This is a genomic window from Chromobacterium sp. W521 (assembly GCF_052805975.1).
In genome coordinates, this window is the sequence record NZ_JBRBAF010000002.1 from 280,534 (window position 1) to 307,056 (window position 26,523).

The window sequence follows — 26,523 nt, forward strand, 5'->3', positions numbered from 1 at the left end:
GGTCCGGCCCCCTTATTCGGCCTTGCCTTCACCCGCGTTGGCCGCCAGCAGCGTCCGCACCAGTTCGTCGGCCTGTTTCAGGTCCGGTAACTGGCCGGAGACGTCCTGGTGGGCGACGAAGGGCTGGGCTTCGGCCACGGCCTTGCCGTCGGTGCTGGAGGTGTCCACCACCACGTCCATCGACAAGCCGACGCGCAGCGGGTGCGATTGCAGGTCTTTCGGGTCCAGCTGGATGCGCACCGGTACGCGTTGCACCACCTTGATCCAGTTGCCGGTGGCGTTCTGCGCCGGCAGCAGCGAGAAAGCGCTGCCGGTGCCGGCGGATAGGCCCACCACTTTGCCGTGGTACACGATCTTGCCGCCGTAGAGGTCGGATTTCAGCTCCACCGGCTGGCCGATACGGATCTTGGCCAGTTGGCCTTCCTTAAAGTTGGCGTCCACCCACAGGTTTTGCAGCGGGATCACCGACATCAGCGGGGTGCCGGCGGCCAGGCGCTGGCCCACCTGCACATTGCGGCGGGCGACGGCGCCGTCCAATGGCGCTTTGATTTCGGTGCGCTGCAGCGCGAGCCAGGCTTCTTTCAGCCGGCTGGCGGCGGCCTTGACCGCGGGCTGCTGCGCCAGCGCGTCCTTGCCCAGCAGCGCGGCGCTGGCTTTTTGCTGTTCGCGCGCGGCGTCCAGCGCGGCCTTGGCGCCGGCGACGGCGTCGTTGGCGTGGCTCAACTCTTCCGCCGACAGCGCGTCGGTGCCGGCCAGCTGTTTGCGGCGCTTCAGATCGGCGTCGGCGCGGGCCAGTTCGGTTTCGCGCAGCGTGACTTGAGCGGCCAGTTGCTGGGTGTTGCTCATCAACTGCCGAGTCTGGCGCACGACTTGAGCGAATTCATTGCGGGCGCGGTCGAAGTTGAGCTGCGCGTCGTTCTTGTCCAGGCTGACCAGCAATTGGCCGGCCTTGACGTGCTGGGTGTCGTCCACCAGGACTTTGGCGACGGTGCCGCCCACTTCCGGGGTGACTTGCACCAGATGGCCGCTGACATAAGCGTCGTCGGTGCTTTCCTGGTGGCTGAGCACCAGCGTCCAGTACGCCCCATAGCCGATGGCGATGGCGGCGAATAGGGTGGTGGCGACGATCAGATTGCGTTTGCGGCCTTGCGCGGTTTTGGTTTTCTTGTCCATGGATGCGTTCTCAGTGGGTGGCGGGCGCAGCGTTGAAGCCGCCGCCCAATGCGGTGTTCAGGGAAACCCAGGCCAGTTTGCGGCCGGCTTCGGCGTCGATGCGCGCCGATTGTTGCGCCAGTGCGCTGTCTTGGGCGTCCAGCAGGTTCAGTTTGTTGATGATGCCGGTCTTGAAGCGGGCGGCGGCGGAGTCGGCGGCGCGACGGCTGCTGTCTTGTGCTTGGCGGGCCTGTTCCAGCTGCTTGCCGCTTTGTTGCCAGCCGCTGACGGAGTCGGCGGCGTCGCGGAGCGCGTCCAGTACGGTCTGGTTGTAGCTGTGCACGGCGATGTCGTAGCCGGCCCGCTGTTTGCCCAAATTGGCCTGGATCGCGCCGGAGTGGAAGAGGGGCAGGCTGATCGCCGGCATGAAGCCCCAGAAGGTGGAGTCGCCGTTCATCAACTTGTTGAATTCCAGCGAGGTCTGGCCGGCGAAGGCGGTCAGCTTGATATTGGGATAGAACTCGGCGCGCGCGGCTTTGACCGCGCCGGCGGTGGCTTCCACCCGCGCGCGTTGGGCGGCGATGTCCGGGCGCTTGCCCAGCAGGTCGGTGTTCAGTCCGTCGGCGTCCATGGCCGGCACCGTCAGCGTCTTGCCGGGCTGCAAGTCACGCAAGGCTTCCGGGCCTTGGCCGGTCAGCGCCGCCAGCGCGTGACGGGCGCGGTCGCTGTCCTGAGTCAGCGCGCTTTGCTGCTGGCGCAGGCGATGCAGCGAGACTTCGTTGCCGCGCTGGTTATCGCCCGGCAGCAGGCCGGCGTTGATGCGGGCCTGGGTTAGCGTCTGGCGGCTTTCTGCCAGTTGGATGCGCTTGGCCAGCACCGCGCTTTGCGCCTGCAGCCGTTGCAACTGGGTGTATTGGGCGATGACGGCTTGTGTCAGCGTCAGCCGGGTTTGCGCGCCTTCGAAGGCGATGGCTTGCTGCTGGCCGACGGCTTCGTCGATCTGGCCGCGGTGCTTGCCCCAGAAGTCGAACTCCCAGCTGCCCATCAGCATCGCGGTGTAGGCGTTGACGTAGTCGCGCGAGATCGGCGCCGGGAACTCGTAATGCAGCTGTGTCATATTGGCGCTGAAATCGAGTTTGGGGCCGCTATTGCCTTCGACGATGCCGACTGCGGCGCGCGCTTGGCGCAGCCGGGCCTCGGCCAGTTTCAGCGAGGGCGCGTCCTGCAGGGCCTTGGCCACCAGCTGGCTCAGCGCGGCGTCGTTCAGTTGCGTCCACCAATCATTGGCGATCCGTTCGCCCTGGCCATCGGTCAGCCGTAATTGTTCGGCTTTGAGCTCAGATGCGGGGACGTTGTCAGGGCCGAAGCTCGCGCAGCCGCCCAACAGGGCGCTGAGCAGCAGGGCGCTGACGCCGTGCTGCCATTGAGTCTTTTTCACCTTGTGGGACTCCCGTGTTCACTTGCTGTATTAGCAATTGGTAAAGTGATTGATGATGTGATAGTCACGCAAGTTATTATAAGGACGAAAAAAAGCCGGTTTCCCAGCTTCAACCGCCCAAGCTGCAGAGCAGCTTGCGCAATAAGCGTTCGAACTCCTGTTTTTCCGCGGCGTCGAAATCCGACCACAACTCGCGGTGGCATTCGCGGGAAACGGGCAGCAGGGATTCCACGAGTTGAACGCCGCCCGGCGTCAACTCCAGCAGGATCTTGCGCCGGTCTTCCGCGCTGGGAGAACGAGCCGCCCAACCGTTTTTGACTAGTTCGTCGGCAATGCGCGTGGCGTTGGTGCGCGATGAATCCAGCGTGTCGCTGATTTCAGACGGATAGAGCGCTTGTTGCGGACAGGCGTATAGCGCCAGCAGGGCCATCCACACCGTCTCGTTGAGGCCGTGATGCTTCAGCTTGTCGCACAGGTGAGCGGACAGCCGAGGCAGGATGTGGTACAGCAAGCGCGCCAGAATGACTTCCTGGCGGGGTACGCCGGGAAAACGCGCTTCGATCCGGTTTACAGCCTGCTCAAGCGTTTGAAATGACTTGGTTGGATTCATGAGCGCCATTTTAGTAACGGATGTTACTATTACGCAAGTGATAATTTTGAAGGGGATGGGACGAGTGCAGGTTGGCGGGACGTTGAATGCAAAAACGCCCAAGAGCGATTGCCTTGGGCGCTGGAGGGTGGAGCCAGCTAGGCTTAGGAAACTGTTCACGATCAGCTGCGCGTCACGGTGGACACACCTTCGAAATGCTCATGTACCGTATGTACATCCCGCTTTCTCAGCGGTTTTCGCCTTGTCTCGCCCTAGCTCGCGAGATCGTGCACAGGCTCTTAGTCCAGAAGCTGCAGCACCCGTTCCGGCGGCCGTCCCACCACGGCGCGTTCGCCGCAGACGGCGATAGGGCGCTCGATCAGCTTGGGATTGTCTATCATGGCGGTAATCAGATGTCTGGGTTCCAGCGTGATGTCGTCCAGGTAGAGTTCGGTGTATTCCTCCTCCTTCTGGCGAATCAAGTCGCGCGGCTCCATGTTCAGCAGCGTCAGCAGGCGCTCCAGTTCTTCGTAACTGGGCGGGTGCTTCAGATACTCTACGATTTCGATTTCCGCGCCGGCGTTTTCCAGCAGGCTCAGCGCCTCCCTGGATTTGGAACAGCGCGGGTTGTGATACAGGCGAATCATGCTGGTCTCTCCTTGTTATGGCTGGCGTGGAGTGGATTGATCGTGGCACGAAATCGAAGCCGGCGCCAGCGGCGCGCGCTTGAAAAGCGCGATATGAGGCTATGACGTTTTATTTACATCAGTCCGGTTTGGCAAGTGCAGGCCTAACCGTTAACATGCATTGACTCTCATTGTTATTTATCCGCCATGCATCCCTCCACACGCAGCCACTTCGGGCTGGCAATCCTGCTGGCGGCCCTGTCCACGCTGGGGCCGTTTTCGATCGACACTTTCCTGCCGGCGATGAGCGCGATCGGGCAAAGCTTGGCTGTCTCGCCACTGCAGATGCAGCAGGCGCTGACAGTATATTTATTGTCTTACGCGGTGATGATGCTGTGGCACGGCTCGATCTCGGACGCGGTGGGACGCCGCCCGGTGGTGCTGGTCACCACCTTGTTGTTCAGCCTGGCGTCGATAGGATGCGCCTTCGCCGACAGCCTGGGCCAACTGCTGTTGTTCCGGGCGCTGCAAGGCTTCTGCGGCGGCGCTGGCTTGGTGGTGGGGCGCGCCATCATCCGCGACAAGCTGGACGGCGCCGATGCCCAGCGGCTGATGTCGCAGGTCACCATGTTGTTTTCGCTGTCGCCTGCCATCGCGCCGGTGGTGGGCGGCTGGTTGTTCGGCGCCTTTGGCTGGCACTCCATCTTCGTGTTCATGGCGTTGATTGGCCTGGCGCTCTTCCTGATGAGCTGGTTCGCCTTGCCGGAAACCCATCATGAGTCCGCGCGCCAGCCCTTGAAAATCAAATACCTGTTGGCCAATTACTGGCAGGTGGGGCGTAAGCGCGAGTTCCAGCTACTGACTGCGGCGGTATCATTCAATTTCGCTGGGTTCTTCCTGTACATCCCATCGGCGCCGGTCTTTTTGATGCAGCATTTGCATCTGGGTCCGGGGCAGTTCCTGTGGATGTTTGGCCCAGCGGTGTCCGGCATCATGTTCGGCGCTTACCTGTCCGGCAAGATGGCGGGGCGGGTATCGCAGAAGGATATTGTGTCTCGCGGCTATGTGGTGATGTTCATCGCCGCCGGCTGGAACTTGCTGTACAACCTGCTTGCGCCGGAGGCCGCGATGCCGTGGGCGGTGTTGCCTCTGGCGCTGTACACAACCGGCATGTCAATCGCCGCGCCATCCATCACCCTGAATCTGATGGATCAGTTCCCATCGCTTCGCGGCACCGCTTCGTCGTTGCAAGGTTTTTTCCAGACCATGATGTCCAGCGTGGTGGCGGGCTTGATCGCGCCATTGGTCTGGGGTAGCCCATTGAGCCTGGCGGCCTGCATGATGGTCATGCTGGTGTTGGGCTTCGTGTTCCGGATGGGCTATAGGCGGAAGGTAACAATGGCATCCTGAGAGCGTCGTGGTGTCTTCACGATTTAAAACCCTATAAAAAAACACCACAGCAGCGCTGTGGTGTTTTTTTTTAGTGCTCAGCTTTCTTTGAAGGCTAAGGCAAACTCGCGTAAGCGCCCGGACTGCTTGGCGGCAATCATGCGGTCACGCAGGAAGGCTAGCAGAATGCCTATTACCAGCCCCCCAAGGACGCCCATCATGATGATCTGCGCACGTTTGGGCTTGCTCTTCAGTTCCGGGATATCGGCCTTGTCCAGCACCTGGATTTGAGACGAGTCCTTGGCTTCCTCAATACGAGCCAGTTCGTATTGTTTGGAGAGCAGCTCAAAGATGGTTTCCTGGTATTTGACATCCCGTAGCCGGCGGAAATATTCAAGGCCAGACTGAGGCACTTTGCCGGTTGGCACCATCACGTCACCAGCGGTTTCTTTGCCGGTTTCCATTTTTGCCAGTTGGGTTTTTAAGCCGGCAAGTTCTTGGCTTGTACGCTGGTACAACGGGTTCTGCTCGGTTGCATAGCTGCGCATAGCTTCCAACTGTACTTCTTTAGCCGCGATACTCGCTTTGAGTTGGGTAACCGTACTCATGATTGCGGAGACCTGTCCTTCCGGTTGAATCATGCCGGTACGTTCCTGGGTTTGGCGCAGCGCGGTTTCCGCTTCGGCAAGTTGTGCTTTGGTTTGCTTGAGTTGGTTTTCAAAGAACAGGCGCCGTTTGGCCGCGTCGGTCACCGCCAGGCTTTGATTCAGCTTGATAAGCTGCTCGATATAGGCATTAGCCAGCTTGGCTGCAAACTGAGGCTCTGAGTCATCCACGCTGACAGTGATTATGCCGTCTTTACCACTAGTAATTGAGCTGGCGTTTTGCAACTCTTTGCGGGTGGCATCCAGAGAGTCTGTTTGATAGCGCTGCTTTAGTTTGAATTGCCGAATCAAATTGTCGGCAACGGTTCTGCTTTGCAGCATACCGATATAAAGATCGTTTGGATTTTTTAGTCCAGAGACGCTGCCGGCAACTCCGGCCAAGCCGCCTAACTGTCCCAGCAGGGCACTCATACCGGCGCTCTGCTGCTGTGGGGGCAAGATTTTTGCGGTTGAGGTAAACGTGGGAGGCAGGAGTAGACTGAAAAGCAGTGCAGCTCCCCCCAGGCAGGCTGTGCTGCCGATAATCCAGTATTTTTGCTGTACTAAGACTCGAATGATTTCCAGAAGATTGATCTCTTCGGAGTCGTCGTGTGGTCTGATGGAGTTCTCATTCATGGACATAATCAATTCCAGGTGTTAAGGCGGCGGATTGCTTATTTCAGGACTTTAAGACCGGCAGCACCCAAGCCGAACTGATAGAGAATCGAGGTCCACTCTTTCAAGGACTGAGTCCAACTGCTGACGACGACTTCGTCTGGTACGACGATGGTATCGCCTGGATTGATGCGTTTCCCTCCCAAGCTGGAGAACCAGCCGGCATTATTGTTGCTGGCCACGGTGCCATCCGCCCGGAGTACATAGGTGGCGGACTTATCGCCGGTCTGGGTGATGCCGCCAGCGAGATCAAGGTAGTCTTTAACCGCGCGTTGCGGGCGATAGATGAAAGCATTGCTTTGATAGACCGCGCCTAAAACATTGACGGTACCTGGTCGGCGTGGAATGGTGATGGTATCTCCATTTTGCAAGGGCAGGTCTGGTAGGTCTTTGACTTGGGCATCGGCTCCGTTGAGTTCCAGTACCACTCTGCCCTCCGCCTTGACCGTGCGCATTTTCTCGGCTAACTTGCGCTGACGCTCCACTTCCGCGGTGATGGCTGCAACATTGTCTTTGTCGGTTTGTTTGGAGAGTCTGGCTGCTGCAGTTTGTTCCAGTTCTTTCTCGAAACGGGAGGCAACCTGATCCAGCTTGATTTGCTGCTCTTTACGTATACTTTCACGCTGCAGGGCAGTGGCAAAGATATAACCATATTCGGTTACCCCACCCAAACGCATGACTAGCTCGCGCAGTGTTTCGCCTTTTTGCAGTTGAAAAGTCCCGGTTTGTTTGACTTCGCCGCTGATCCGGACAAACTCGGTTTCTTGGCGAAGGTCCACCGGCAAAGCTCCAGGAGCGAATACTCGGAAAATATCACCCGCGGCCAGCTTGAGTTGTTTCAAAGATGGCGCGTTGATGTTGCTGGTATCCGGGGTCGCCTGCCATTGCAAGGCAAATTGGTTATCCGTATTTTTCTCCAGCCGCCATGCCTTGTTTTCCGCGGCGGACTCCAGGCCGCCAGCCCAACGCAACAAGTCCGCGGCGCTTTCTCCGGTGGAAAACTCATAAATCGCGGGGTGTTTGACGTCGCCTAGCAGAGCCGTTCTCTTACCGGCAGGGGAGATGCGAACGACATCTCCATCACGTAGGGTCAGGTCGGTGGATTTGTCGCCATCAACCAGAATCTTGTACAAGTCGAGAGTGCCGACTAGTTTGCCATCGCGCATCAATTGGATGTTGCGCATCGAGCCATTGTCGTTGGGGCCGCCGGAGGCGAACAGCGCATTCAGTAATGTGCTCATTCCGCTCAGGGTATAACTCCCTGGCGCCTGAGCATTGCCGACCACATAAACTTGTACTGCTCGCGCTTGCAGCAGACTGGCGCTGAGCTCGAAGTTGTTGAAAACGCGAGAAACGCTTTTCTTGAGAGTGTCTTGCAAGTCCTTGAACTTGATGCCGGCAACGGCTACCGAGCCGACACGGGGCAGGTAGACTGTGCCGTTGCGTTCCACGGTCAAGGTCAGGTCAATGTCGACCATTCCCCAGCCCTTGACCTGAATTTGATCTCCCGCCCCGATGATGTAATCTGGATTGACCTGAGCCGCATCGGTGGGTGCAAACGTCGATGGCGGGTTGTTGAACAGATCGCTGCCAAAAATGGGCAAGGTTTTACCTGTTGCCACCCGGACAAACTCAACAAATGGGCTTAGTTGCTGCTCTTCTTGTTTGCGCGCCTGAACGGGCCGCATTTGGTTTGCTTGTCCAAAACGCGTAGATTGATTCGGGAAGGGGGGCTGGTTGGCAATATTGGGCATGCCGAATGAGGGGTCACTGTCATAGCCCTGCATCATCGTTTCCGAAAAGCCGGCGGCGGCAGATTTGCTATTTGGAGCTGCGTGGGCTGAGGCAGCACCGAAGGCGAAGATGCCAGCAATCAGGCTGATGGAAATGCCGCTTGAAATATTTTTGAAGTTTTTCATTGCTTATAAGGCCATATTCAATAGTTATTCAGTTTAATGATTTCGAAACTTGGATACCGGCTTGATTGGGCCCAATCATCATCGTGGTGCGGTACCGGGACTCATCTCGCTGAGCCTGCCATAGCCAGGCGCCGGAGGCATAACCGATCAGGCTGCCTGCGGCGACATCCGATAACCAATGTTCTTTGCCGGCAACCCGGCCGAGCGCGCCAATTGCAGCCAAACCGTAGAGCCAAGGCTGGTCATATTCTTTGGCAAAGGGGGTGACGGTTCCAAATAGCGCGGCAGCATGGTTGGATGTGAAGCTGCTCTGGAAGCGGGCGGCATCGGCGCTTTGCTTTCGCCATGGATTATCACTGCTATCGGGGCGGGCTCTATTGACCAAGCCTTTGAATGCCATGCTGCCAGCACTTGCCAGAGCGGCGGACTCAAGGGAAATCAGGCCGGTATTGCTCAAACGCTCATCGCCGAAGGCGAAGGCGCTGCCAGCCAGGCCGATTGCCATGAGAGGAGCGGCATCACCGATATGTTTCCAGCCGCGTAGCAGGCGATGATCTTGGCGTTGGTTGATGGCCTTATTGATGGGTTTATCCAGCACCATGGCTGCCAGGGTTAGCCCCGCGGCGGTTGTCAGTGCGCTGGTCTTGTCGTCGAGGCGGGAAAATTGCCGGCCGCTATCCTCGAGACGCAGGCGTATCGCAGGCCAGGGCTGGAAGGTCGGCAATGGTGGATTGACCGCAGGAAGGTTCTGCTCATCGGAGCGCTCCGCAAAATTGCCAAGGCCGTCATACATTTCCACATCACGACGAGGATCGCTGAGAATGTCGTAAAGATCGCCAGGGGACATGACCATTTGGCCAACGTCCCGAGTCCATGGCGACAAGGAAAAATTACCAACAGCTTGAGTGTCCAAGGTCAGCATGCTGTTCAGCGGGATGGATATGAACAGGCCCTTATCTTTATAAGGTGAACTTGGCGTGCCCGGGGAGGTGATGTCGTTGCCATTGGTGCTGGTATACCAAGCGCCAATTTCTATGCCAGAGTGGAAGCGGCGTTTTACCTCGAGACGTGCCCCCATGTCTTTGGCCAGAAAACGCCCGGCGCGGACGGTGGCGGTCACATTCATCGGCAACCGGTAATGCAGGGCGGCGAGAGCGGTTACGGTTTGATAATCGCGCTTGCCGAACCAGCCTTTGACGTCGCGCTGCTGTAGCGCATCGACAGTGAGGTCTACCGCCCAGTGCCGGGTCTCCGGGAAATACAAGACTTGACCGCCTGCGCCACGGAACATTTCCTCATAAATACCAGCAGAGGCCCGCGCATAGGTATTGGCGCCAAATGTCAGGTATTGGTTGAGCATCAGGCGATCAAGCTTGGGGGTATTGGTTTTTTTGTAATCGGCTACGTCGGAGCGCACATGAGGCAATAAGCTATTCGATGCTTGTTTAACGCCAGAAACCGTATTGTATAGGTTGGTGCTCAAGGCGCTGTTCAGATATAGGCCGCTGCCCAGTCTTTTGGTATAGGTCGCCGCCGCTGCGATCTCATAACGAAACGCCCCACTGGGATCGTTAAAATAGACGCCTGTTTTTGGCACAAGACGGAAGCGGTTGGCCTCATTGTCTTCCGCATTGATCTGGACAATATCGCCGTCTTTGCCTGCCATGACTTCCAGGCTGACGCCATCTCGAATGGTAGAGGCCAATTGCTCGGCCGAACGCTCCACCAGTTCAGCATCCCTGCCCGGCTTGATCGAGACGCTTTCCAAGAAAGTCTGCCGATCGACTTTGCCCAGCAAGTAATTGTTCAGCACCGTCAAATTAAAGAAACTATAGGTGACGATAGGCTGCTCCAGCTTGGTGTATACGACGCGGATATTGCGCGTTTCTATTGGAGCAAAATAAAGGGCGGTACGCACCGCGCGACCAACAGCGCGGCCTACATTGGAAATACGGCTATTAGTGAGCTCCAGCAACAGCTCATCACCTTGAACACTGATGCGGATATTCTTGAAATCCTGACGGCTGAGCGCAGATACTAAGCGATGGCCATAGCTGGTATCGTTTTGCCACTGGCTAAGCGTAGGCCGGATCGGCACTTCCAGGCTGCCTGAGAAGTAGGCGGGTTCAGAAATCTTGGGAACAAATTCCCGCTCATTGAGAGGAATTTCAATGGAGGCATTCAGGCTGGTATGGGTATTTTGCTTGGCAAGCTGTAGTCCCAGCCAACCCCAACGGTATTCTATGCCAACTGCCGAGCCCTTTTTTCTTTGGCTGGCAAAGGTATCTTCTGCACGAAAATCTTTTGGGTAATTATTGGCGTCGTATTCGGCTACTAGTGACCAATTCGGATAGCTTTGAGGGGTCCACCGAGCCCCGCCAAAGGGGCCTTCAATACGTCCTGAAGCAAATCCAATCGAGGCCTCTAAATTAGGTAGAATATGTTTACTGGCGACAATGTAGTTGCCCCGCCATAAAGCTGTGCCAAATATGTCTGTGCGCCCATAGGATAGGGCTGGCCATGTCGAGGTTTCAGAGAATATCTTCCACTTTGTATCTATGGCCTTGTCTTTGTAGCTGCCATAACCTCCGCCATACTGCTGATTGTCGAAACCAGCAATACCAGATATAGAGACGTAGCGACCAGAAACTTCCAGGAATGGTAAAATGGTGGCGGAGGTCCAGAGAGTGTCATAGGGCTTGTCCGTGCTAAAACCAAAGCTCAGAGAACCATCGCGGCCAACATCGGCGGATGGCATATTGATGTAGCCAAGCTGACCATTGAGGCTTGGTTGAGCTAAAGCGAGTGGCACGCAATAATAATATGCGCCGCCAATTAAAACCCATTTGATTATCCCGCTGCGCAAAGAAAGTGAAATTGACACAATATTTTTGAATTATTTGAATTTTCTATGGTGCTATGAGGGTGTGATGTTTCGGGGCGCCACATAGCTCAAAATTATAATGGAATACAGAATAAAGCATCAGGCAGTTATCTTTATTTGTTGAAGATAAGCTGCCTGATTAATACAGCTAAGTCCACCTGGCCTAAGCAATCATCAGGCCAAATGGTTGAGCTGTTAGTGATGAGTGGTCGCGGAGTGGCTGGTCGACGAGTCGCTATTGCTCGAGACAGCTACGGCAGCTGCTACAGCGGCGCCGATAGCAGCAATAGTGCCAACGCTCAAGCCAGCAATGCCAGCAGTGGTGCCGGCGGCGCCAGCGGCGGCTGCGGAGGTGGTACCGGCAGCGCTAGAGCCCGCGGCGGAGGTGGCAGCGGCTTCTTCCGCTGCGAATACCGGAGCGGAAAGTGCGCCAGCCAAAGCGATCAGCATGATTTTTTTCAACATGATGAAGTCCTTATATGTTCGAAAGTTGGACACAAGAATATTTGCAAGATACTACAGCCTGCATCATAAGACAGTATATTGTCTTTAGCAAAGTGAATGCTGTATGACGAGCGCTATTTGACGGATTAACTATGGTTTATGTCCAAAAGTGCAGACGAGTTCTATGGGTGCTGAGAACGGCCTGAAAAACCTGCGGCTCTTTAGTGTAGGTCATCTCGCCCGCTGTCGGGAAATGCAGATCTTGCAGACGTGACACCCAGAAGCGCAGCGCGGCGGCGCGCAGCATCAGCGGCCAGGCCTTTTTCTCTTCCGGTGTGAGCTTGCGCTCAGACTGGTAGCCGGAAAGCAGTGCGGCGGCGCGATCATCGTCTATGTTGTGATCATCGTTGCGTGCCCAGTCGTTGACCGCGATGGCCAGGTCGTAGAGTAGCACGTCGTTGCAAGCGTAGTAGAAGTCGATGAAGCCGGCTATGCGGTCGCCGTCCAATAGCACATTGTCGCGGAACAAGTCGGCGTGGATCACGCCCGAGGGCAGGTGATCGAAGCGGTGGCTGTCCTGGAACTGCACCTCCTCGCGAAGCAAGGCGGCGGCGTCTTCGTCCATGCGGGGGTAAACCATGCGGGCGGTTTCGCTCCACCAGCGCGGGCCGCGGGGATTGGCCATCTTGCCGGGGAAGGTGGCGCCGGCGATATGCATTTGCGCCAGCATCTCGCCGACGGCGCGACATTGCGCCGGGGTGGGCTGCGCGACGTCGGCGCCGTCCAGGCAACTGACCAGGCAGGCCGGTTTGCCGGCCAGCATCGAGGCGAACTGGTCTGTATTGTCGGCTACCGGCGCCGGGCAGGCTACGCCGTGGCGCGCCAAGTGGCTCATCAGCGTCAGGTAATAGGGCAGTTCCTGCAGTTTCAGCGCTTCGAACAGCGTCAGCACGTAGCGGCCATGCGTGGTGGTGACGAAGTAGTTGGTATTGGTGATGCCGGAGGCGATGCCCTGCAAGTCCAGCAGCTGGCCCAAGGTGTAACGCTTGAGCCATTCCTGCATCTGGTCATGGCTGACCGTGGTGTAAACAGACATGGTTGCCCTCTCAGAACCGGATCAGCACCCAGCGCGGGATGATGATGCGGTTGGCGGGATCGATCTGTTTCATGGAGCCGGAGCCGTTATCGTCCATCAGGTAGTAGGGCACGCCGTGCGACGGTGTCACCTTGACCATGTACAAATGGCCGTTGAGCCGGTATTCCTCGATCTTGTCTTCGCCCTTCTGAATGATGCGCACCTCAGGTTCCGCGGTGGCGGCGTTTTGTTCGCTGATCGCCGGCGGCGGCGGCACCGGAGTCTTGGCGGGAGGGGGCGTATCGGCCCAGGCGGCTGTCAATGGCAGCAGGGCGAGGGCGGCGAGCAGGCGGCGCATGGCGTGGTCCTTGATTGTCATCAGTTTTAAAGATGCAGCAGTTGTTCGCGCTCTTCGGGCAGCGCTTCAAAACCGCGGGTTTCGTAATGTTTGAAGATAGTTTCGACGATTTGCCGAGGATCGTCGATCAGTTGGATCAGATTCATGTCGTCGGGGTTGATCATGCCCTCGCTGATCAAGCGGTCTTTGACCCAGTCCAGCAGGCCTTCCCAGAACTCCCTGCAGCACAGAATGATCGGAATCTTGCGGCTCTTGCCGGTCTGGATCAGCGTCAGCGCCTCGAACATTTCGTCCAGCGTGCCGAAGCCGCCCGGCATCACCACGTAGGCGATGGCGTGTTTGACGAACATGACCTTGCGGCTGAAGAAGTGGTTGAACTTGATGCTCAGGTCTTGGTATTCATTGGGTTTCTGTTCATGCGGCAGCACGATATTCAGCGCCACGGACGGGCTTCTGCCGTAGAATGCTCCCTTATTGGCGGCTTCCATGATGCCGGGGCCGCCCCCGGAAACGACGGAGAAGCCCGAGTCCGACAGCAGGCGCGCGACTTCTTCGGTCAATTTGTAATACTTGTGGTCGCGCGGCGTGCGCGCGCTGCCAAAAATGCTCACCGCCGGCATGATGCCTTGCAAGGCTTCCGCCGAATCGACAAACTCCGACATGATCTTCATCACATGCCAGGCTTCGCGGGAACGGAAACGCTGCATCATTGCGTGACGATCGCTGGTTTGCGGTAATTTATCGGACAAGCTCATATTCTGCCTCTTTTTATGAAAACACTGTTATTGATCGACGGCTCTTCTTATTTGTACCGCGCCTTTCACGCGATGCCCGATTTGCGCTCTCCGGATGGCCGCCCGGTAGGGGCTGTCTACGGCATGGTGAACATGCTCAGGCGGCTGGAGAAGGAAGTGCAGTTCGATTATAGCGCCTGCGTTTTCGACGCCAAAGGCAAGACGTTTCGCGACGACCTTTACCCCGAATACAAGGCCAATCGCCCGTCGATGCCGGAGGAACTCGCCTCCCAGATTACGGCGGTCCATGAGGTGGTGCAAGCCTCGGGCTGGCCGATGCTGGTAGTGCCGGGGGTGGAAGCCGACGACGTGATCGGCACGCTGGCGCGAGCCGGCGCGGCCGCCGGCATGAGGGTAATCATCTCCACCGGCGACAAGGACATGGCGCAATTGGTGGACGGCCTGGTGTCCATCGTCAATACCATGACCAATGAAACCTTCGACCGCGACGGGGTCAAGGACAAGTTCGGCGTGCCGCCGGAATTGATCGTCGACTACCTGACCCTGATCGGCGACAAGGTGGACAATGTGCCGGGCGTCGACAAGTGCGGTCCCAAGACGGCGGTCAAGTGGCTGGAGCAGTACGGCAGTCTGGACGCCATCATCGCACAGGCGGAAGAGGTGGGCGGCAAGGTGGGCGAGAACCTGCGCGCGGTGCTGGACTGGTTGCCCAAGGGCCGCGAGCTGATCACCATCAAGTGCGATGTCGATCTGAACGCGGACATGCCTTACGGCCTGGACAGCTTGCAGCATGGGGTCAAGGACAAGCCGCGGCTGGCCGAGTTATATCAGGGATTGGGATTCCGTACTTTCTACCGCGAGGTGACCGAGGGTGAAGACATGCCCGCGGTGGCGCAAACCACCGCCGGGGCCCAGGGGGACGACCTGTTCGCCATTGAAGTCGCGCAAGACAGCCCGGCTCTGCCGGAGGCGGTGGCGGAGCGACGTTATGAAACCATTCTGGTCGCTGAGCAACTGGATGCCTGGCTGGCCAAGCTGGCGGTGGCGGACGTGGTATCGCTGGACACCGAGACCACGAGTCTGGACCAGATGCAGGCGCGTATTATCGGCATCAGTTTCTCGGTGCGTTCCGGCGAGGCCGCCTATTTGCCGTTGGGGCATCACTATGCCGGGGCGCCTGAGCAATTGGATCTGGAGCAAAGCCTGGCCAAGCTCAAACCTTGGCTGGAAGACGCCAACAGGAAAAAATGCGGCCAGAACCTGAAGTACGACCGTCATGTATTCGCCAATCACGACATTCGCCTGGCGGGCGTGATCGACGATTCCCTGCTGGCCTCCTATGTGGTGGAAAGCCATGAGCGCCACAATATGGACGATCTGGCGCGCCGTCACCTGGGCGAATCCACGGTCAGCTACGAGGAGATTTGCGGCAAAGGCGCCAAGCAGATCGGCTTCGGCGAGGTGGACGTGGACACTGCGTCCAACTACGCGGCCGAGGACGCCGACATCACGCTGCGCTTGAATCAATACTTCTCCGGCCTGCTGACAGGACGCTTGCGCGAGGTCTACCGCGACATCGAGCTGCCGGTGGCCGAGGTATTGTTTACGATGGAACGACATGGGGTGTTGATAGACCGCGACCGGCTAGCGGCGCAAAGCCACCAATTGGGCACAGAAATGCTGCGGCTGGAGAGCCAGGCTTATGAATTGGCCGGCCAGCCGTTTAATCTGAACTCGCCCAAACAGTTGCAGGAAATCCTGTTCGGCAAGTTGGCCATTCCCACCAAGGGCGTGAAGAAGACTCCGTCCGGCGGTTATTCCACTGATGAGTCGGTATTGGAGGCCTTGGCGCTGGACCACCCCCTGCCCAAGTGCATTCTGGAATATCGCGGCCTGGCCAAGCTCAAGTCCACCTACACTGACAAATTGCCGCTGCTGATCAATGCTGCCACCGGCCGAGTGCATACTAATTACGCCCAAGCGGTAGCGATCACCGGACGCTTGGCCAGCTCGGACCCCAATCTTCAGAACATTCCAGTGCGCACACCGGAAGGGCGTCGCGTGCGGGAGGCTTTCATCGCGCCGCCGGGGCATGTGATTGTCAGCGCCGACTATTCGCAGATTGAGCTACGCATCATGGCGCATTTGTCCGACGACGCCGGCATGTTGCAAGCCTTCGCCAGCGGAGAGGACATCCACCGCGCCACTGCCGCCGAGGTGTTCGGCGTGGAATTGTCCCAAGTCAGCCCTGATCAGCGGCGGGCCGCCAAGGCGATCAATTTCGGCCTGATCTACGGCATGAGCGCGTTTGGCCTGGCCGCGCAGCTGGACATAGAGCGCAGCGCCGCCCAGCAATACATCGATCGTTACTTCATGCGCTATCCGGGCGTGGCAGAGTATATGCAGACCACGCGCGAAACCGCGCGCGAGCGAGGTTATGTTGAAACCGTGTTTGGCCGTCGCTTGTATCTGCCGGAAATCAAGCTCTCGAATCAGGCGCGCCGCGCTGGCGCCGAGCGCGCGGCGATCAATGCGCCGATGCAGGGTACGGCGGCGGATCTGATCAAACTGGCGATGATAGCGGTGCAGAACTGGCTGCAGGACGACGCCATGGGCAGCAAACTGATCATGCAGGTGCACGACGAGCTGGTGCTGGAAGTACCGGAAGCCGAGTTGGAGCGGGTTAAGCGGCGTTTGCCTGAGATCATGGCCGGCGTGGCCAAGCTCAAGGTGCCGCTATTGGCGGAGGTGGGCGCGGGGGAAAGTTGGGAAAGCGCGCACTGAGCGAGATTTGCATCGTAATCTGAAAGCCAGCCGGGTAGGCTGGCTTTTTTCATGCTCATGTCGTTTTGTTGGCCCTGGCCTAAATGCCTGGCTGGTCTGGCGTTTTCGGGAACAAGATCGGTTCCGTTAGCCTCGCTTTGCTCAATATATTGTCCAGACTCCCAATGATACGGGGCCTGACATGCGAACTCAGATCGGTTTCACCCTGATTGAGGCCATGACGGTTCTGGCGATCATGTTGCTGTGTTTGGCGATCGCCGCGCCGGGACTGAGCCGTTTGTTGTTGACGCAGCAATTGCGCAGCCACGCCCAAGCCATGGCCAATCTCTTGCACTTTGCCCGCAGCGAGGCGCTGCGTAGCAACCGTCCGGTATACGTGTGCGCGGCCAACCTGAAGCGGAACCTGCAATTGCAAGGCTGTGCCAAGCAGCGGCAGGTGTGGGACCGTGGCGCCCTGGTTTACGCGGATAAGGAGGGCGGCGTCCAAGCGGGTTACGACAGTCAGGAGCGCTTGCATTTGCTGGTGTTCGCCGTGGGCAAGGTGCGAATGCGCGCGGAGCGGGACCAGTTGCAATTCATGCCGGACGGACGGCTGGCGCGCGGGCAGGGTGCTCGCCTGGTGCTGGAAAGCCCGCGCGCGGGTCTGTGTTTGATTCTGACGGTCAGCGGCTATGGCCGTGCGGAAGTCGGCAAGGCGGATCATGCTTGCCCGGCCTGAGTCCGCCTTGCGCGGCGGCGCTTTGCTGGAAACCATGCTGGCCTTGTTCGTTGTCATGGTTTCAATGTTGGCGCTGTCCTCTGTGCAGCTACGTGCCCTGCTGCATGGCCGCGACGCCTTGTTGAGAGCGGAGGTGATCGCGGCAGCGCTGGAGCTGGGCGAAGCGGCGCTGTTGTGGCCGGAGACGGAAGAGGCGCAGGCGGCTGCGCAACAGCAGGCGGATTGGTCGCGCTTGCGGCTGCGGCTGGAAGGTTTTGGGGGAAACGCCATTGAGGCGCGGCAGTGCCGCGGCGCGTTGAATGCGATGGCGGAGTTGTGTGAGCAGCAGGGCGATGTCGTCTATGTGCGGTTGACTTGGGACGAGAGGGCGGGCGGAGATGGCCCCGGTCGTTTTGCTCGTCGTTACGTGCTGGCATTGGAAGCGCCTTAGCCGTGGCGGCCGGTGTGCGTGACCAGGGTTTTTCCCTGGTGGAGATGATGGTGGCGATGAGCCTGGGCCTGCTGGTGTTGGCGTTGGCCTTGCAAGGCGCGTTGACGATGCAGGGTAGCCTGCGAGCGCTCGAGAGCCGTTTGCGGCGACACCAGGACGGGCAGTTTGCGCTGGCGCAACTGGCGGAGAGCTGGCGCAGGCATGGACGCTTCGCGTGCGCGCAAGCTGCGGAGTCGCCGGGGCGCGGGTTCGAGGCGCCGGAAGGCATGCGCTTTCGCTACGGCGTCGGCGCTGCGGCGGTATCGGTGACGGAGGAGGCGACGCAGACCATGTTGCGTTGGCACAGCGAGGCGGATTGGGAAGAAGCGGCGTTGGCCAGTTGCTCTAGTCTGAGGCTGTTGACGCAGGGTGAACCGGGCTTGCAATGGCGGCGGGAGTCCGGCGCGCATGTGCTGGCCTGGCAGGGGGACGCTGCGGCGGGGCCGTTGCGCGGCGCGGATAGCGCCTCCTTGGAGGTATTGGCCATCGCTTCGCAGCGTTACGTCCTGCGTAGGGAGGGCGACGGCGATGCCTTATGGCTGGAGGAAAACCGGCCCGGCCGCGCGGCGGAGCCGCCGCAATTGCTGGCAACGGGCGTGGCGGCGTTGCGGCAGCGCTTTGGCGTTCGCCATGCCTGTCGGCCGCTGGAGCTGACCTGGCGGGAACAAGCGGATCAACTCAGCGTTGAGGATTGGATGCGTTTGTCGCGGGTGGAGCTGTCGCTTGAGATTCAGTCGGATGGCCGCCGGCAGGGATGGACCACCGTGGTGGCGTTGACGCCGGCCCTGCCGTGCGCATTGGAGCCGAGCGGATGAGAGGCTCCCGGCCGCACGGCGCCGTGTTGTGGCTGATCCTGCCGCTGCTCAGCCTGTTGACGGTGCTGGCCATGGGAACCGCCCGTTCAGTGGCGGTGGAACAGCGCGCCACGCGCAATCTGGCGGAACAGCGGGCGCTGCGGCTGGCGGCGCTGCAGGCCTTGCGGGCGGCGGAGCGGCGAGTTTTGGACTTGAATCTCCGCTTTGAGGATGGCTTGGCGGGCGAAAGCGGCATTCCCTGGCACGGCGACGCCCGCGGCTTGGGTTGGTTCATGCCGGACTGTCTGTCCACCGTTGACGGCGTCGGTTACGGTTTGTGTTCGACCGAGCCAGATTTATGGCGGCGCAGCGTGCAGATCAACGGCGCGCGGTGGCCGCTACTGCATCCTTGCGGACCCAGTCGTCCGCTTGAGCTGACGCCGGGCCGTCCGCCGACATCGTGCTTGCCGGCGCGGGTACGAGTTGGACAGCGTTGGAGCCCGCCGCGCTATGTGCTGGAGTTGCTCAATCCTACATTTCGGTTCGTCGGCGTCGATGGTCGTCTGTTCCGGATCAGTGTGCGGGTTTGGGGCGAAAGCGAGCGTAGCGCGCTGACTGTGCAAAGTTGGTTCTGGGCCGGAGCGGGCGATCAGGCCGGCCGCGGCGGGCGCTTGAACTGGCGGCAATTGGAGGAGGAATGAGGGCGCAAGCCGGGATGACCTTGCTGGAGTTGCTGGCGGCGATGGCGGTGACGGCCATCCTGGCCGCGATGGCCTGGCCGGCTTATCAGCAGCAGATATTGCGCGGGCAGTTGGCTGAGGCGCGCGCGGCCTTGTTGGAGAATCTCCATTTCGTCCAGCGCTGGCATTTGGAAAACCGTTCACAGTCCGGGTCGTGGCCGCCGTTGCCGAGGCCGAGCACGAGCGAGTTTGAAATCAGGCTGGGCAGCGCCAGTCTGGCGGCGGACCGCGCCGGACAAGCCAGTTTCCGTTTGTTGGCCAGGCCCAGGGCGGGGCACCGTTTGGCCGGCCGTTTGCAGTTGAGCCTGGATCAGGACGGCAATCTATCGCAGTGCGGACCGGATGAGTCCGGCCCGCAGTTATGCGTGGCCTGGGGAGATTGAGCGTCGTCGGCCGCGGCTTATCGCTCTATATCGCGGCAGCCCTGAGCCAGTACGCGGCCGCCACGGGTAGTCAAACGCGCTTGCTCGTCCAGCCGCGACCAGATCAATTGTTGGCTTACGTAACGCTCGCCTTGAGCGACCTTGGCCGAGGTCAGCCGATAGCGGTGGTTATTCCAGCTGAGGCGGATAGCGGCGTCGCTCTGCTGGAGTGGATACTCCACCACCACCATTTTGCTGCCGTTGCAGTGGTATTTGACGGTTTGCATGGTCGTGTCGGCGGAGGCCGACGCGGCGGAGGCGCAGGATGCGCTCAGCAGCGTTGCGCCGAGCAACGCTGATTTCCATGCCTTCATGCTCCCTCCTTTTCCCTCCATGGGGCGACTTTCAGCAACAACACCATGCCGGGCAGCGCCAGCGCGGTGCACAACAGGAAAAAATGGGTCCAGCCTATGGCGTCGATGATATAGCCGGTAGAGGCGTTGGCCAGGGTACGGGGCACCGCGGCCAGGCTGGTGAACAAGGCGAATTGGGTGGCGGTGTAGGCCGGGTGGGTGCTTTTGGCGATGAAGGCGACGAAGGCGGCGGTGCCGAGACCGACGCCCAGCGCTTCGAAGCCGATGACCACGGCCAGCATGCTCAGTTCATGCGCGCCGATGGAGGCGAAACGTCCATAGCTAGCCAGCCAGGCGAAGCCCAGAATGGACAGTACCTGAACCACGCCGAAGGCCCACAGCGCCCGGTTGATGCCCAGTTTGATCATCCACAGACCGCCGAGCAGGCCGCCTATCACCGCCGGCCACAGCGCGGCGTGCTTGGCCACCAGCCCGATCTGGGACTTGGCGTAACCCATGTCCAAGTAGAACGGCGTGGCCAGCGAGGTGGCCATGCTGTCGCCTAGCTTGTACAGGAAGATGAAGCCCAGAATCCAGGCGGCGCCTTGCCAGCCCTGGCGGGTGATGAACTCATGGAAGGGCTCCACCACGGCTTCTCGCAGCGTTTTGGGCGCTTGGCCCGCCAGTTTGGGCTCGCTGACTTTTAGCGTCATCAGTACGCCCGGAATCATGAACAAGGCGGTGATCAAGAAGACGCGGTCCCAGGGGATGTAATCCGCCAGGATCAAGGACAGCGAGCCGGGCACCAGGCCGGCCAGCCGGTAGGCGTTGATGTGCACGGTGTTGCCGAGCCCCAGTTCGTTGTCGCTGAGAATTTCGCGGCGATAGGCGTCCAGCACGATGTCCTGGCTGGCGGAGAAGAAGGCCACGCCCACCGCCAGCGCGGCGATGCTCCAGATGTGCTGGCCCGGGTTGAACAGGCCGAAGCCTGCCATGGTGACGATGAGCGCCAGTTGGGTCAGCAGCATCCAGCCGCGGCGGCGGCCCAGCAGCGGCGGCACGTAGCGGTCCATCAACGGGGACCACAGGAATTTCCAGGTATAGGGCAAGCCGATCAGCGCGAACAAGCCGATGGCCTTGAGGTCGACGCCTTCGCTGCGCAGCCAGGCGGGCAGCAGGTTGATCAGGGTGTACAGCGGAAGACCGGATGCGAAGCCGGTGAAGACGCAGATCAGCATCGTGCGCGAGAAGACGTCGCGCCGCCAGTCGATGGTTGTGTTGCTCATGGGCAGGCCAGTTTCTACGGATCGCGCGGCGGGACCGGCCCGCCGCTTGTTGTTATTGGCGCGCCACCCGGTAGAACGCCAGGCTGCCGCGCAAGTTGGGCATGAAAGTCACCCGTTTGACCCCATTCATCACCACGCGTTCCACCACGCGCAGCCGATTCTTGGCGCACAGCGCTTCAAAGTCGCCGAGCATGCACCAGTGAATGTTGGGCGTATCGTACCACTGGTAGGGGATGGTGTCGGAAACCGGCATGTGGCCCTGCAGGATTTGCCAGCGGTTTTCCCAGAAGCCAAAGTTGGGAAAAGTGACGATGGCTTCGCGGCCTACTCGCAGCATTTCGTTGAGAATCTGCTCGGTTTCGCGCATTGCCTGTATGGTTTGCGACAGCACTACGTGGTCGAAGGCGTCGCTGTCGAATTCGGCCAAGCCGGTTTCCAGGTCGCCTTGCAGCGCGTTGACGCCGGAGGCTACGCATTTGACGACATTGCTCACATCCAGGTCCACGCCGTAACCCACCACTTGTTTGTTGCGGCCCAGCCAGGACAGCAGCGCGCCGTCGCCGCAGCCTAGATCCAGAACCCGGCTGCCGGGCGTGATCCAGTCGGCGATCAGGCGCAGGTCGGCGCGCAGCGGCGCCGTGGTTTGCGGGGCGTTCATGCTTGCACCTCCCGCGCCATGCGGTCGAGGTAGGCGCGCATCAATTGGACATAGGGTTCGTCGGTCATCAAAAAGGCGTCGTGGCCGTGTACGGACTCGATTTCGGCATAAGACACCGGCCGGTTGGCGGCCACCAGCGCCTTGACGGTTTCGCGCGATCGCTCCGGCGAAAAGCGCCAGTCGCTAGTGAAGCTGGCTACCAGGAATTGGGCGCTGGCCTTTTTCAGCGCAGCGACCAGGTCTCCGCCAAAGCTCTTGGCCGGGTCGAAGTAATCCAGCGCCTTGGTCATCAGCAGGTAGGTATTGGCGTCGAAGGCGTCGGAGAATTTGTCGCCCTGATAACGCAGATAGGATTCGATCTCGAACTCCACGTCGTAGCCGAAGCGATAGTCTCCGGAACGCAGCATGCGGCCGAATTTCGCGCCCATGCCGTCGTCGGATAGATAGGTGATGTGACCGAGCATGCGCGCCAGCCGCAGGCCGCGCCGCGGCAGCGCATTATGGGCGTAGAAGTCGCCGCCGTGGAATTCGGGGTCGGTGATGATGGCTTGGCGCGCCACGTCGTTGAAGGCGATGTTCTGAGCCGACAGCTTGGGGGCGGATGCGATCACCAGCGCGTGGGCAATGCGCTCCGGGTAGTCGATGCTCCATTGCAGGGCCTGCATGCCGCCCAGGCTGCCGCCTATCACCGCCGCCCAGCGTTCTATGCCCAATCGGTCCGCCAAGCGCGACTGGCTGTAGACCCAGTCGGACACGGTGACGACGGGAAAGGCGGAGCCCCAGGGCTGGCCGGTGGCGGGATTGACGCTGGAGGGGCCGGTGCTGCCATGACACCCTCCCAGATTATTGACGCCGACCACGAAGAAGCGGCGGGTGTCGATGGGCTTGCCGGGACCAACCATATTGTCCCACCAGCCGGCGGCCTTATCGTCCGCCTGGTAGCGGCCGGCTACATGATGGTGGCCGGACAGGGCGTGACAGATCAGGATGGCGTTGCTCTTGGCGGCATTGAGTTCGCCATAGGTCTCGAAGCGCAGCTGGTAGCCTTGCAGTATGGCGCCGCTATTGAGCGGCAAGGGGGTATCGAACACGGCGGTTTGAGCCGTAACGATGCCGACGGAGTCGTGGGAGTCGGACATGATGACTTGAGTGCCTCTTTTGCTATTTTCGGCATGCGCGGCGTTGGCCATGCTCATGCTGTCGCTCCACCGGCGGCCGGTCTGTGCCGGCCATTCTCGTCGCGGAGCCTCCTGTAGGCTACAGTCAGGACTTTAGCATGTCTTGAGCCGCCGGCGACAGCGTCTTGCCAGCCGCGGCGGCGCGCCGGATAATCGGGCGACTTTCCTTCTCTGGCCCGCCATGTTCGGTCGTCTCTTCAAGTTCTTCGTGCTGTGCGGCGTGCTGCTGATGTTGGCCCGCTGGCTGCTCAACCGTCGCCAGCGGCAGAGCCTGCACGAGCTGTTCAGCACGCTGGCCCTGGCGTTGCTAGTCAGCGCGGGGCTGTTCTCGGTGCTGTATCTATTGGGCTGGCACCGTCTTTAAGACCTGTTTACGATCTGCCTCGCGTCGTGAAACCTAGCTCGGTAAGCGCACTTTCAAAATGCTCATGTAGCGTGTGTACACTCCGCTTTTTCAGCCGTTTTCGCCTTGTTTCGTTCTTGCTCGCCAGGCTTTGAACTGCTTTACAGAGAGCCATTGCGCCCATCCTTGATCCCGCTCAGCGCCTCTTGCCCGCTCGCTGGCTAGACTGCCCGGCTTTGGGCGTTGTTTGGCAATGGACCTGACCCGGCATCTGCATACCTTTGGTTATTATCTGAGGCGCCGTTTTGGCGAGCCGGTGCATAAATTATCGCTGGCGGGCAACTTCACCTGTCCCAACCGCGACGGCACCTTGGGGCGCGGCGGCTGTACCTTTTGCAATGTGCGCAGCTTCGGCCGCGATCCGGCGGCCTTGTCGATCAGCGAGCAATTGGCGCGGGAGAAAATCAAGACTGACCGCGCGCGCCGTTATCTGGCTTATTTCCAGGCTTATACCAGTACCTACGCCGAAACCGAGCAACTGCGCCGCTTGTACGACGAGGCGCTGGCCGGCGCCGATGTGGTGGGTTTGTGCGTGGGTACCCGGCCGGACTGCGTGCCGGACGCCGCGCTGGCCTTGCTGGCGGAATACCAGCAGCAAGGCGGCGAGGTATGGCTGGAACTAGGACTGCAGACCGCTCACGACCGGACCCAGGCCCTGATCCGGCGTGGCCACGGCTTGGCTGAGTATCGCGATGCGGTGCGGCGAGCGCATGGCCACGGGCTCAAGGTGTGCACTCATTTGATCGCCGGCCTGCCCGGAGAGGACGCGGCCGCTGTCCATGCCTCGCTGAACGCGGTGTTGGACATCGGCGTGGAAGGATTGAAGTTGCATCCGCTGATGGTGGTGCGCGGTTCGCGGATGGCGGCGCAATACCGGCGGGGCGAAGTGGCGCCGTGGAGCTTGGACGATTACGCGGAAGCGGCGGCCAGCCTGATCCGCCATACCCCGCCGCAAGTGGTGTACCACCGAGTGTCGGCCACCGCGCAGGCGCCAACCCTGATCGCGCCGGACTGGTGCGGCCCGCGCTGGGCCGCCTTGCAGGCGATAGGCCGGCTTCTGGCGCGTGACGGCGGCCAGGGCAGCGCTTTGGGGCGGGCCTGGCGGGCGGATGAGGAGCCACTTGCGTAAATTATCTGCGTGAACGATTGTCAGATTCAGGAGCCGCTCCCGACTCATGGGGGTAGAGAGACCGGAGACACCGCCATGCTGATCAAGAAACCCGCCGATATTTCCTCGTCGGACATCACGCCGGAAGGCGTATATCTGAACCGCCGCCATTTCATGCTGGGCAGCGCGGGCCTGCTGCTGTCCGCTGAGACTTTGGCGGCGCTGGCCGCCAAGAAAAGCCCGCTGTCGACCTTGGCCGGCAACGACAAGGCCAATAGCCTGAAAGAGATTACCGGCTACAACAATTTCTATGAATTCGGCACCGACAAGGCCGATCCGGCGGCAAACGCCGGCAGTCTGAAAACCCGACCCTGGAATGTGTTGGTGGACGGGGAGGTGGCCAAGCCGCGCAGCTTCGGCATCGAGCAGCTGTTGAAATTTCCGCTGGAGGAGCGGATTTACCGGCTACGTTGCGTTGAAGGCTGGAGCATGGTGATTCCCTGGGTGGGTTTTCCGCTGGCCAGCCTGCTTAAACAGATGAATCCGACCTCGCGCGCCAAATACGTGGCCTTCGAAACCCTGCAGCGGCCGGCGGAAATGCAAGGCCAGCGCGGCCGGGTGCTGGACTGGCCCTATCGGGAGGGTCTGCGTATCGACGAAGCGATGCATCCGCTGACCATTCTGGCCGTCGGCCTCTATAACGATGTCTTGCCCAATCAGAACGGCGCCCCCATCCGCTTGGTGGTGCCGTGGAAATACGGCTTCAAGAGCATCAAATCCATCGTACGCATCCATTTGCAGGAAACCGTGCCGGCCACCAGCTGGAATCTGGCGAATGCGCGCGAGTATGGTTTCTATTCCAATGTGAATCCGGAAGTGGATCACCCGCGCTGGAGCCAGGCCAGCGAGCGCCGCATCGGCGAATTCTTCAAGCGCAAGACGTTGATGTTCAACGGCTACGGAGAGCAGGTGGCGGGTTTGTACCGCGGCCTGGATCTGCGCAAGAACTATTGATGGAGCGGGGATGACGACTTTGCGCCTTAAATCCGCTGCCGCCCGTCCTGCCGACCGCGTGTTGGCCGGGTTCAAATGTCTGTTGTTTGTGGCCTGTCTGTTGCCGCTGGCGCGCGCCGCTTGGATCGTGTTGTCCGGAGAAGCGGTGAATCCGGTGGAGTTCATCACTCGTTCCACCGGCACCTGGACCCTGGTTTGGTTGCTGGCGACGCTGGCGATGACGCCGTTGCGGCGCTTTGGCGTCGGCGGCTGGCCGCTTAAGTGCCGGCGCATGCTGGGCCTGTTCGCCTTTTTCTATCTGAGCCTGCATTTCCTGACCTATCTATGGCTGGATCAGTTTTTTGATTGGGCCGGCATCGTCAGGGATATCTACAAACGCCCCTTCATCACCGTCGGCTTTGCCGCGCTGTTGTTGATGACGCCGCTGGCACTGACCTCGACCCAAGGTTGGATGCGCAGGCTCAAGCGCAATTGGGGCCGGCTGCATCGGCTGGTGTACCCGACGGCGCTGCTGGCGGTGGTGCATTACTGGTGGCTGGTGAAGAAGGACTGGAGCCAGCCCTTGATCTACGCCGCGGTGCTGGCCCTGCTGCTTGGGCTGAGGCTGTGGTGGCGTTGGCGTCGGCCGAGTGGCGTTTGATCTCGGGCAAGCTCGCTGCCGACATCGGCGAGGTGGCGCGGATTGGGGTTTGCCTCGCGGCGTGCAAA

At 60.0% G+C, this 26,523-nt stretch carries 26 protein-coding genes; 11 read left to right on the forward strand and 15 right to left on the reverse strand.

Going from position 1 to position 26,523, the window contains the following annotated elements:
- Positions 1–12: 12 nt before the first annotated feature.
- The 4 genes from ACUXV1_RS03755 to arsC form a co-directional block, all read right to left on the reverse strand.
- A complete protein-coding gene (locus tag ACUXV1_RS03755; RefSeq protein WP_043635217.1) occupies positions 13–1,173 on the reverse strand; it encodes an EmrA/EmrK family multidrug efflux transporter periplasmic adaptor subunit in 1,161 nt (386 codons plus the stop codon).
- Positions 1,174–1,183: 10 nt separating this feature from the next.
- Positions 1,184–2,590 carry an efflux transporter outer membrane subunit gene (locus ACUXV1_RS03760; RefSeq protein ID WP_446014608.1) on the reverse strand — a complete coding sequence of 469 codons (1,407 nt, stop codon included), beginning with the start codon at positions 2,588–2,590 and terminating at the stop codon, positions 1,184–1,186.
- A 109-nt stretch (positions 2,591–2,699) separates the two neighbouring features.
- On the reverse strand, positions 2,700–3,200 hold the full coding sequence (locus tag ACUXV1_RS03765; protein ID WP_043635397.1) for a MarR family transcriptional regulator: 501 nt from the start codon (positions 3,198–3,200) through the stop codon (positions 2,700–2,702).
- Between the two features lie 278 nt (positions 3,201–3,478).
- Positions 3,479–3,826 carry an arsenate reductase (glutaredoxin) gene (arsC, locus tag ACUXV1_RS03770; protein ID WP_043635213.1) on the reverse strand — a complete coding sequence of 116 codons (348 nt, stop codon included), beginning with the start codon at positions 3,824–3,826 and terminating at the stop codon, positions 3,479–3,481.
- Between the two features lie 186 nt (positions 3,827–4,012).
- Between arsC and ACUXV1_RS03775 the strand changes: the two genes are divergently transcribed.
- Complete coding sequence (locus tag ACUXV1_RS03775; RefSeq protein WP_043635210.1) at positions 4,013–5,215, forward strand: multidrug effflux MFS transporter; 1,203 nt, start codon at positions 4,013–4,015, stop codon at positions 5,213–5,215.
- 77 nt (positions 5,216–5,292) lie between these two features.
- Here the strand turns inward: ACUXV1_RS03775 and ACUXV1_RS03780 are convergent, their stop codons facing one another.
- The 7 genes from ACUXV1_RS03780 to ACUXV1_RS03810 form a co-directional block, all read right to left on the reverse strand.
- Positions 5,293–6,480: a GumC family protein gene (locus ACUXV1_RS03780; RefSeq protein ID WP_446014607.1), complete on the reverse strand. Its 1,188-nt coding sequence runs from the start codon at positions 6,478–6,480 to the stop codon at positions 5,293–5,295.
- Between the two features lie 32 nt (positions 6,481–6,512).
- A complete protein-coding gene (locus ACUXV1_RS03785) occupies positions 6,513–8,432 on the reverse strand; it encodes an SLBB domain-containing protein (protein WP_052370423.1) in 1,920 nt (639 codons plus the stop codon).
- Between the two features lie 28 nt (positions 8,433–8,460).
- A complete protein-coding gene (locus ACUXV1_RS03790; RefSeq protein WP_446014606.1) occupies positions 8,461–11,316 on the reverse strand; it encodes a YjbH domain-containing protein in 2,856 nt (951 codons plus the stop codon).
- A gap of 195 nt (positions 11,317–11,511) precedes the next feature.
- Positions 11,512–11,781, reverse strand: a complete 270-nt coding sequence (locus tag ACUXV1_RS03795; protein WP_052370432.1) for a hypothetical protein — start codon at positions 11,779–11,781, stop codon at positions 11,512–11,514.
- Positions 11,782–11,917: 136 nt separating this feature from the next.
- On the reverse strand, positions 11,918–12,856 hold the full coding sequence (thrB, locus tag ACUXV1_RS03800; RefSeq protein ID WP_043635204.1) for a homoserine kinase: 939 nt from the start codon (positions 12,854–12,856) through the stop codon (positions 11,918–11,920).
- Positions 12,857–12,866: 10 nt separating this feature from the next.
- Complete coding sequence (locus ACUXV1_RS03805) at positions 12,867–13,193, reverse strand: DUF2782 domain-containing protein (protein WP_039755176.1); 327 nt, start codon at positions 13,191–13,193, stop codon at positions 12,867–12,869.
- A gap of 26 nt (positions 13,194–13,219) precedes the next feature.
- On the reverse strand, positions 13,220–13,948 hold the full coding sequence (locus ACUXV1_RS03810; protein WP_019101898.1) for an LOG family protein: 729 nt from the start codon (positions 13,946–13,948) through the stop codon (positions 13,220–13,222).
- A 15-nt stretch (positions 13,949–13,963) separates the two neighbouring features.
- On the opposite strand from ACUXV1_RS03810, the gene polA reads away from it, so the two are divergent.
- The 6 genes from polA (at position 13,964) to ACUXV1_RS03840 (ending at position 19,836) form a co-directional block, all read left to right on the forward strand.
- Positions 13,964–16,732 carry a DNA polymerase I gene (gene polA, locus ACUXV1_RS03815; RefSeq protein WP_446014605.1) on the forward strand — a complete coding sequence of 923 codons (2,769 nt, stop codon included), beginning with the start codon at positions 13,964–13,966 and terminating at the stop codon, positions 16,730–16,732.
- Between the two features lie 181 nt (positions 16,733–16,913).
- Entirely contained in the window at positions 16,914–17,450 is a 537-nt protein-coding gene (locus tag ACUXV1_RS03820; RefSeq protein WP_052370422.1) for a GspH/FimT family pseudopilin, read from the forward strand.
- The gene (locus ACUXV1_RS03825) at positions 17,434–17,880 is read left to right on the forward strand and encodes a hypothetical protein (RefSeq protein ID WP_446014603.1); all 447 of its coding nucleotides are present in this window, start codon (positions 17,434–17,436) and stop codon (positions 17,878–17,880) included. Before ACUXV1_RS03820 ends, ACUXV1_RS03825 begins: the two co-directional genes overlap by 17 nt.
- Positions 17,881–17,894: 14 nt before the next feature.
- Complete coding sequence (locus ACUXV1_RS03830) at positions 17,895–18,734, forward strand: PilW family protein (protein ID WP_179140700.1); 840 nt, start codon at positions 17,895–17,897, stop codon at positions 18,732–18,734.
- Positions 18,731–19,414 carry a hypothetical protein gene (locus tag ACUXV1_RS03835; RefSeq protein ID WP_446014601.1) on the forward strand — a complete coding sequence of 228 codons (684 nt, stop codon included), beginning with the start codon at positions 18,731–18,733 and terminating at the stop codon, positions 19,412–19,414. Before ACUXV1_RS03830 ends, ACUXV1_RS03835 begins: the two co-directional genes overlap by 4 nt.
- A complete protein-coding gene (locus ACUXV1_RS03840) occupies positions 19,411–19,836 on the forward strand; it encodes a type IV pilin protein (protein WP_446014600.1) in 426 nt (141 codons plus the stop codon). Before ACUXV1_RS03835 ends, ACUXV1_RS03840 begins: the two co-directional genes overlap by 4 nt.
- 17 nt (positions 19,837–19,853) lie before the next feature.
- On the opposite strand, the gene ACUXV1_RS03845 is transcribed toward ACUXV1_RS03840, so the two are convergent.
- The 4 genes from ACUXV1_RS03845 to metX are packed head-to-tail and all read right to left on the reverse strand — an operon-like array spanning position 19,854 to position 23,251.
- Positions 19,854–20,189 (reverse strand): MliC family protein, encoded by a 336-nt coding sequence (locus ACUXV1_RS03845; RefSeq protein ID WP_446014599.1) that lies wholly within the window; start codon positions 20,187–20,189, stop codon positions 19,854–19,856.
- Positions 20,186–21,454 carry an AmpG family muropeptide MFS transporter gene (locus ACUXV1_RS03850; RefSeq protein ID WP_081554552.1) on the reverse strand — a complete coding sequence of 423 codons (1,269 nt, stop codon included), beginning with the start codon at positions 21,452–21,454 and terminating at the stop codon, positions 20,186–20,188. The genes ACUXV1_RS03845 and ACUXV1_RS03850 overlap by 4 nt, the downstream gene beginning before the upstream one ends.
- Positions 21,455–21,506: 52 nt before the next feature.
- Complete coding sequence (gene metW / locus ACUXV1_RS03855; protein WP_446014598.1) at positions 21,507–22,112, reverse strand: methionine biosynthesis protein MetW; 606 nt, start codon at positions 22,110–22,112, stop codon at positions 21,507–21,509.
- Positions 22,109–23,251 carry a homoserine O-succinyltransferase MetX gene (gene metX, locus ACUXV1_RS03860; protein WP_446014597.1) on the reverse strand — a complete coding sequence of 381 codons (1,143 nt, stop codon included), beginning with the start codon at positions 23,249–23,251 and terminating at the stop codon, positions 22,109–22,111. The genes metW and metX overlap by 4 nt, the downstream gene beginning before the upstream one ends.
- 220 nt (positions 23,252–23,471) lie before the next feature.
- On the opposite strand from metX, the gene ACUXV1_RS03865 reads away from it, so the two are divergent.
- From ACUXV1_RS03865 to ACUXV1_RS03880, 4 genes are all read left to right on the forward strand, one after another.
- Positions 23,472–23,654 carry a protein MIGRI gene (locus tag ACUXV1_RS03865; protein ID WP_043635174.1) on the forward strand — a complete coding sequence of 61 codons (183 nt, stop codon included), beginning with the start codon at positions 23,472–23,474 and terminating at the stop codon, positions 23,652–23,654.
- Positions 23,655–23,886: 232 nt separating this feature from the next.
- The gene (locus ACUXV1_RS03870; protein WP_446014595.1) at positions 23,887–24,822 is read left to right on the forward strand and encodes a TIGR01212 family radical SAM protein; all 936 of its coding nucleotides are present in this window, start codon (positions 23,887–23,889) and stop codon (positions 24,820–24,822) included.
- Between the two features lie 75 nt (positions 24,823–24,897).
- Entirely contained in the window at positions 24,898–25,815 is a 918-nt protein-coding gene (gene msrP, locus ACUXV1_RS03875; protein WP_446014593.1) for a protein-methionine-sulfoxide reductase catalytic subunit MsrP, read from the forward strand.
- A 10-nt stretch (positions 25,816–25,825) separates the two neighbouring features.
- On the forward strand, positions 25,826–26,455 hold the full coding sequence (locus ACUXV1_RS03880) for a sulfite oxidase heme-binding subunit YedZ (protein ID WP_446014592.1): 630 nt from the start codon (positions 25,826–25,828) through the stop codon (positions 26,453–26,455).
- Positions 26,456–26,523: the final 68 nt, after the last annotated feature.

Bases quoted from the DNA above. Each gene is read 5' to 3' on its own strand.
- ACUXV1_RS03785 (WP_052370423.1), bottom strand. From the start codon at position 8,432: ATGAAAAACTTCAAAAATATTTCAAGCGGCATTTCCATCAGCCTGATT.
- ACUXV1_RS03840 (WP_446014600.1), top strand. From the start codon at position 19,411: ATGAGGGCGCAAGCCGGGATGACCTTGCTGGAGTTGCTGGCGGCGATG.
- ACUXV1_RS03805 (WP_039755176.1), bottom strand. From the start codon at position 13,193: ATGCGCCGCCTGCTCGCCGCCCTCGCCCTGCTGCCATTGACAGCCGCC.
- ACUXV1_RS03880 (WP_446014592.1), top strand. From the start codon at position 25,826: ATGACGACTTTGCGCCTTAAATCCGCTGCCGCCCGTCCTGCCGACCGC.
- ACUXV1_RS03870 (WP_446014595.1), top strand. From the start codon at position 23,887: ATGGACCTGACCCGGCATCTGCATACCTTTGGTTATTATCTGAGGCGC.
- ACUXV1_RS03810 (WP_019101898.1), bottom strand. From the start codon at position 13,948: ATGAGCTTGTCCGATAAATTACCGCAAACCAGCGATCGTCACGCAATG.
- arsC (WP_043635213.1), bottom strand. From the start codon at position 3,826: ATGATTCGCCTGTATCACAACCCGCGCTGTTCCAAATCCAGGGAGGCG.
- metW (WP_446014598.1), bottom strand. From the start codon at position 22,112: ATGAACGCCCCGCAAACCACGGCGCCGCTGCGCGCCGACCTGCGCCTG.
- metX (WP_446014597.1), bottom strand. From the start codon at position 23,251: ATGTCCGACTCCCACGACTCCGTCGGCATCGTTACGGCTCAAACCGCC.
- ACUXV1_RS03845 (WP_446014599.1), bottom strand. From the start codon at position 20,189: ATGAAGGCATGGAAATCAGCGTTGCTCGGCGCAACGCTGCTGAGCGCA.
- ACUXV1_RS03755 (WP_043635217.1), bottom strand. From the start codon at position 1,173: ATGGACAAGAAAACCAAAACCGCGCAAGGCCGCAAACGCAATCTGATC.
- ACUXV1_RS03865 (WP_043635174.1), top strand. From the start codon at position 23,472: ATGTTCGGTCGTCTCTTCAAGTTCTTCGTGCTGTGCGGCGTGCTGCTG.
- ACUXV1_RS03780 (WP_446014607.1), bottom strand. From the start codon at position 6,480: ATGTCCATGAATGAGAACTCCATCAGACCACACGACGACTCCGAAGAG.
- ACUXV1_RS03795 (WP_052370432.1), bottom strand. From the start codon at position 11,781: ATGTTGAAAAAAATCATGCTGATCGCTTTGGCTGGCGCACTTTCCGCT.
- thrB (WP_043635204.1), bottom strand. From the start codon at position 12,856: ATGTCTGTTTACACCACGGTCAGCCATGACCAGATGCAGGAATGGCTC.
- polA (WP_446014605.1), top strand. From the start codon at position 13,964: ATGAAAACACTGTTATTGATCGACGGCTCTTCTTATTTGTACCGCGCC.
- ACUXV1_RS03765 (WP_043635397.1), bottom strand. From the start codon at position 3,200: ATGAATCCAACCAAGTCATTTCAAACGCTTGAGCAGGCTGTAAACCGG.
- ACUXV1_RS03775 (WP_043635210.1), top strand. From the start codon at position 4,013: ATGCATCCCTCCACACGCAGCCACTTCGGGCTGGCAATCCTGCTGGCG.
- msrP (WP_446014593.1), top strand. From the start codon at position 24,898: ATGCTGATCAAGAAACCCGCCGATATTTCCTCGTCGGACATCACGCCG.
- ACUXV1_RS03850 (WP_081554552.1), bottom strand. From the start codon at position 21,454: ATGAGCAACACAACCATCGACTGGCGGCGCGACGTCTTCTCGCGCACG.
- ACUXV1_RS03825 (WP_446014603.1), top strand. From the start codon at position 17,434: ATGCTTGCCCGGCCTGAGTCCGCCTTGCGCGGCGGCGCTTTGCTGGAA.
- ACUXV1_RS03835 (WP_446014601.1), top strand. From the start codon at position 18,731: ATGAGAGGCTCCCGGCCGCACGGCGCCGTGTTGTGGCTGATCCTGCCG.
- ACUXV1_RS03820 (WP_052370422.1), top strand. From the start codon at position 16,914: ATGCGAACTCAGATCGGTTTCACCCTGATTGAGGCCATGACGGTTCTG.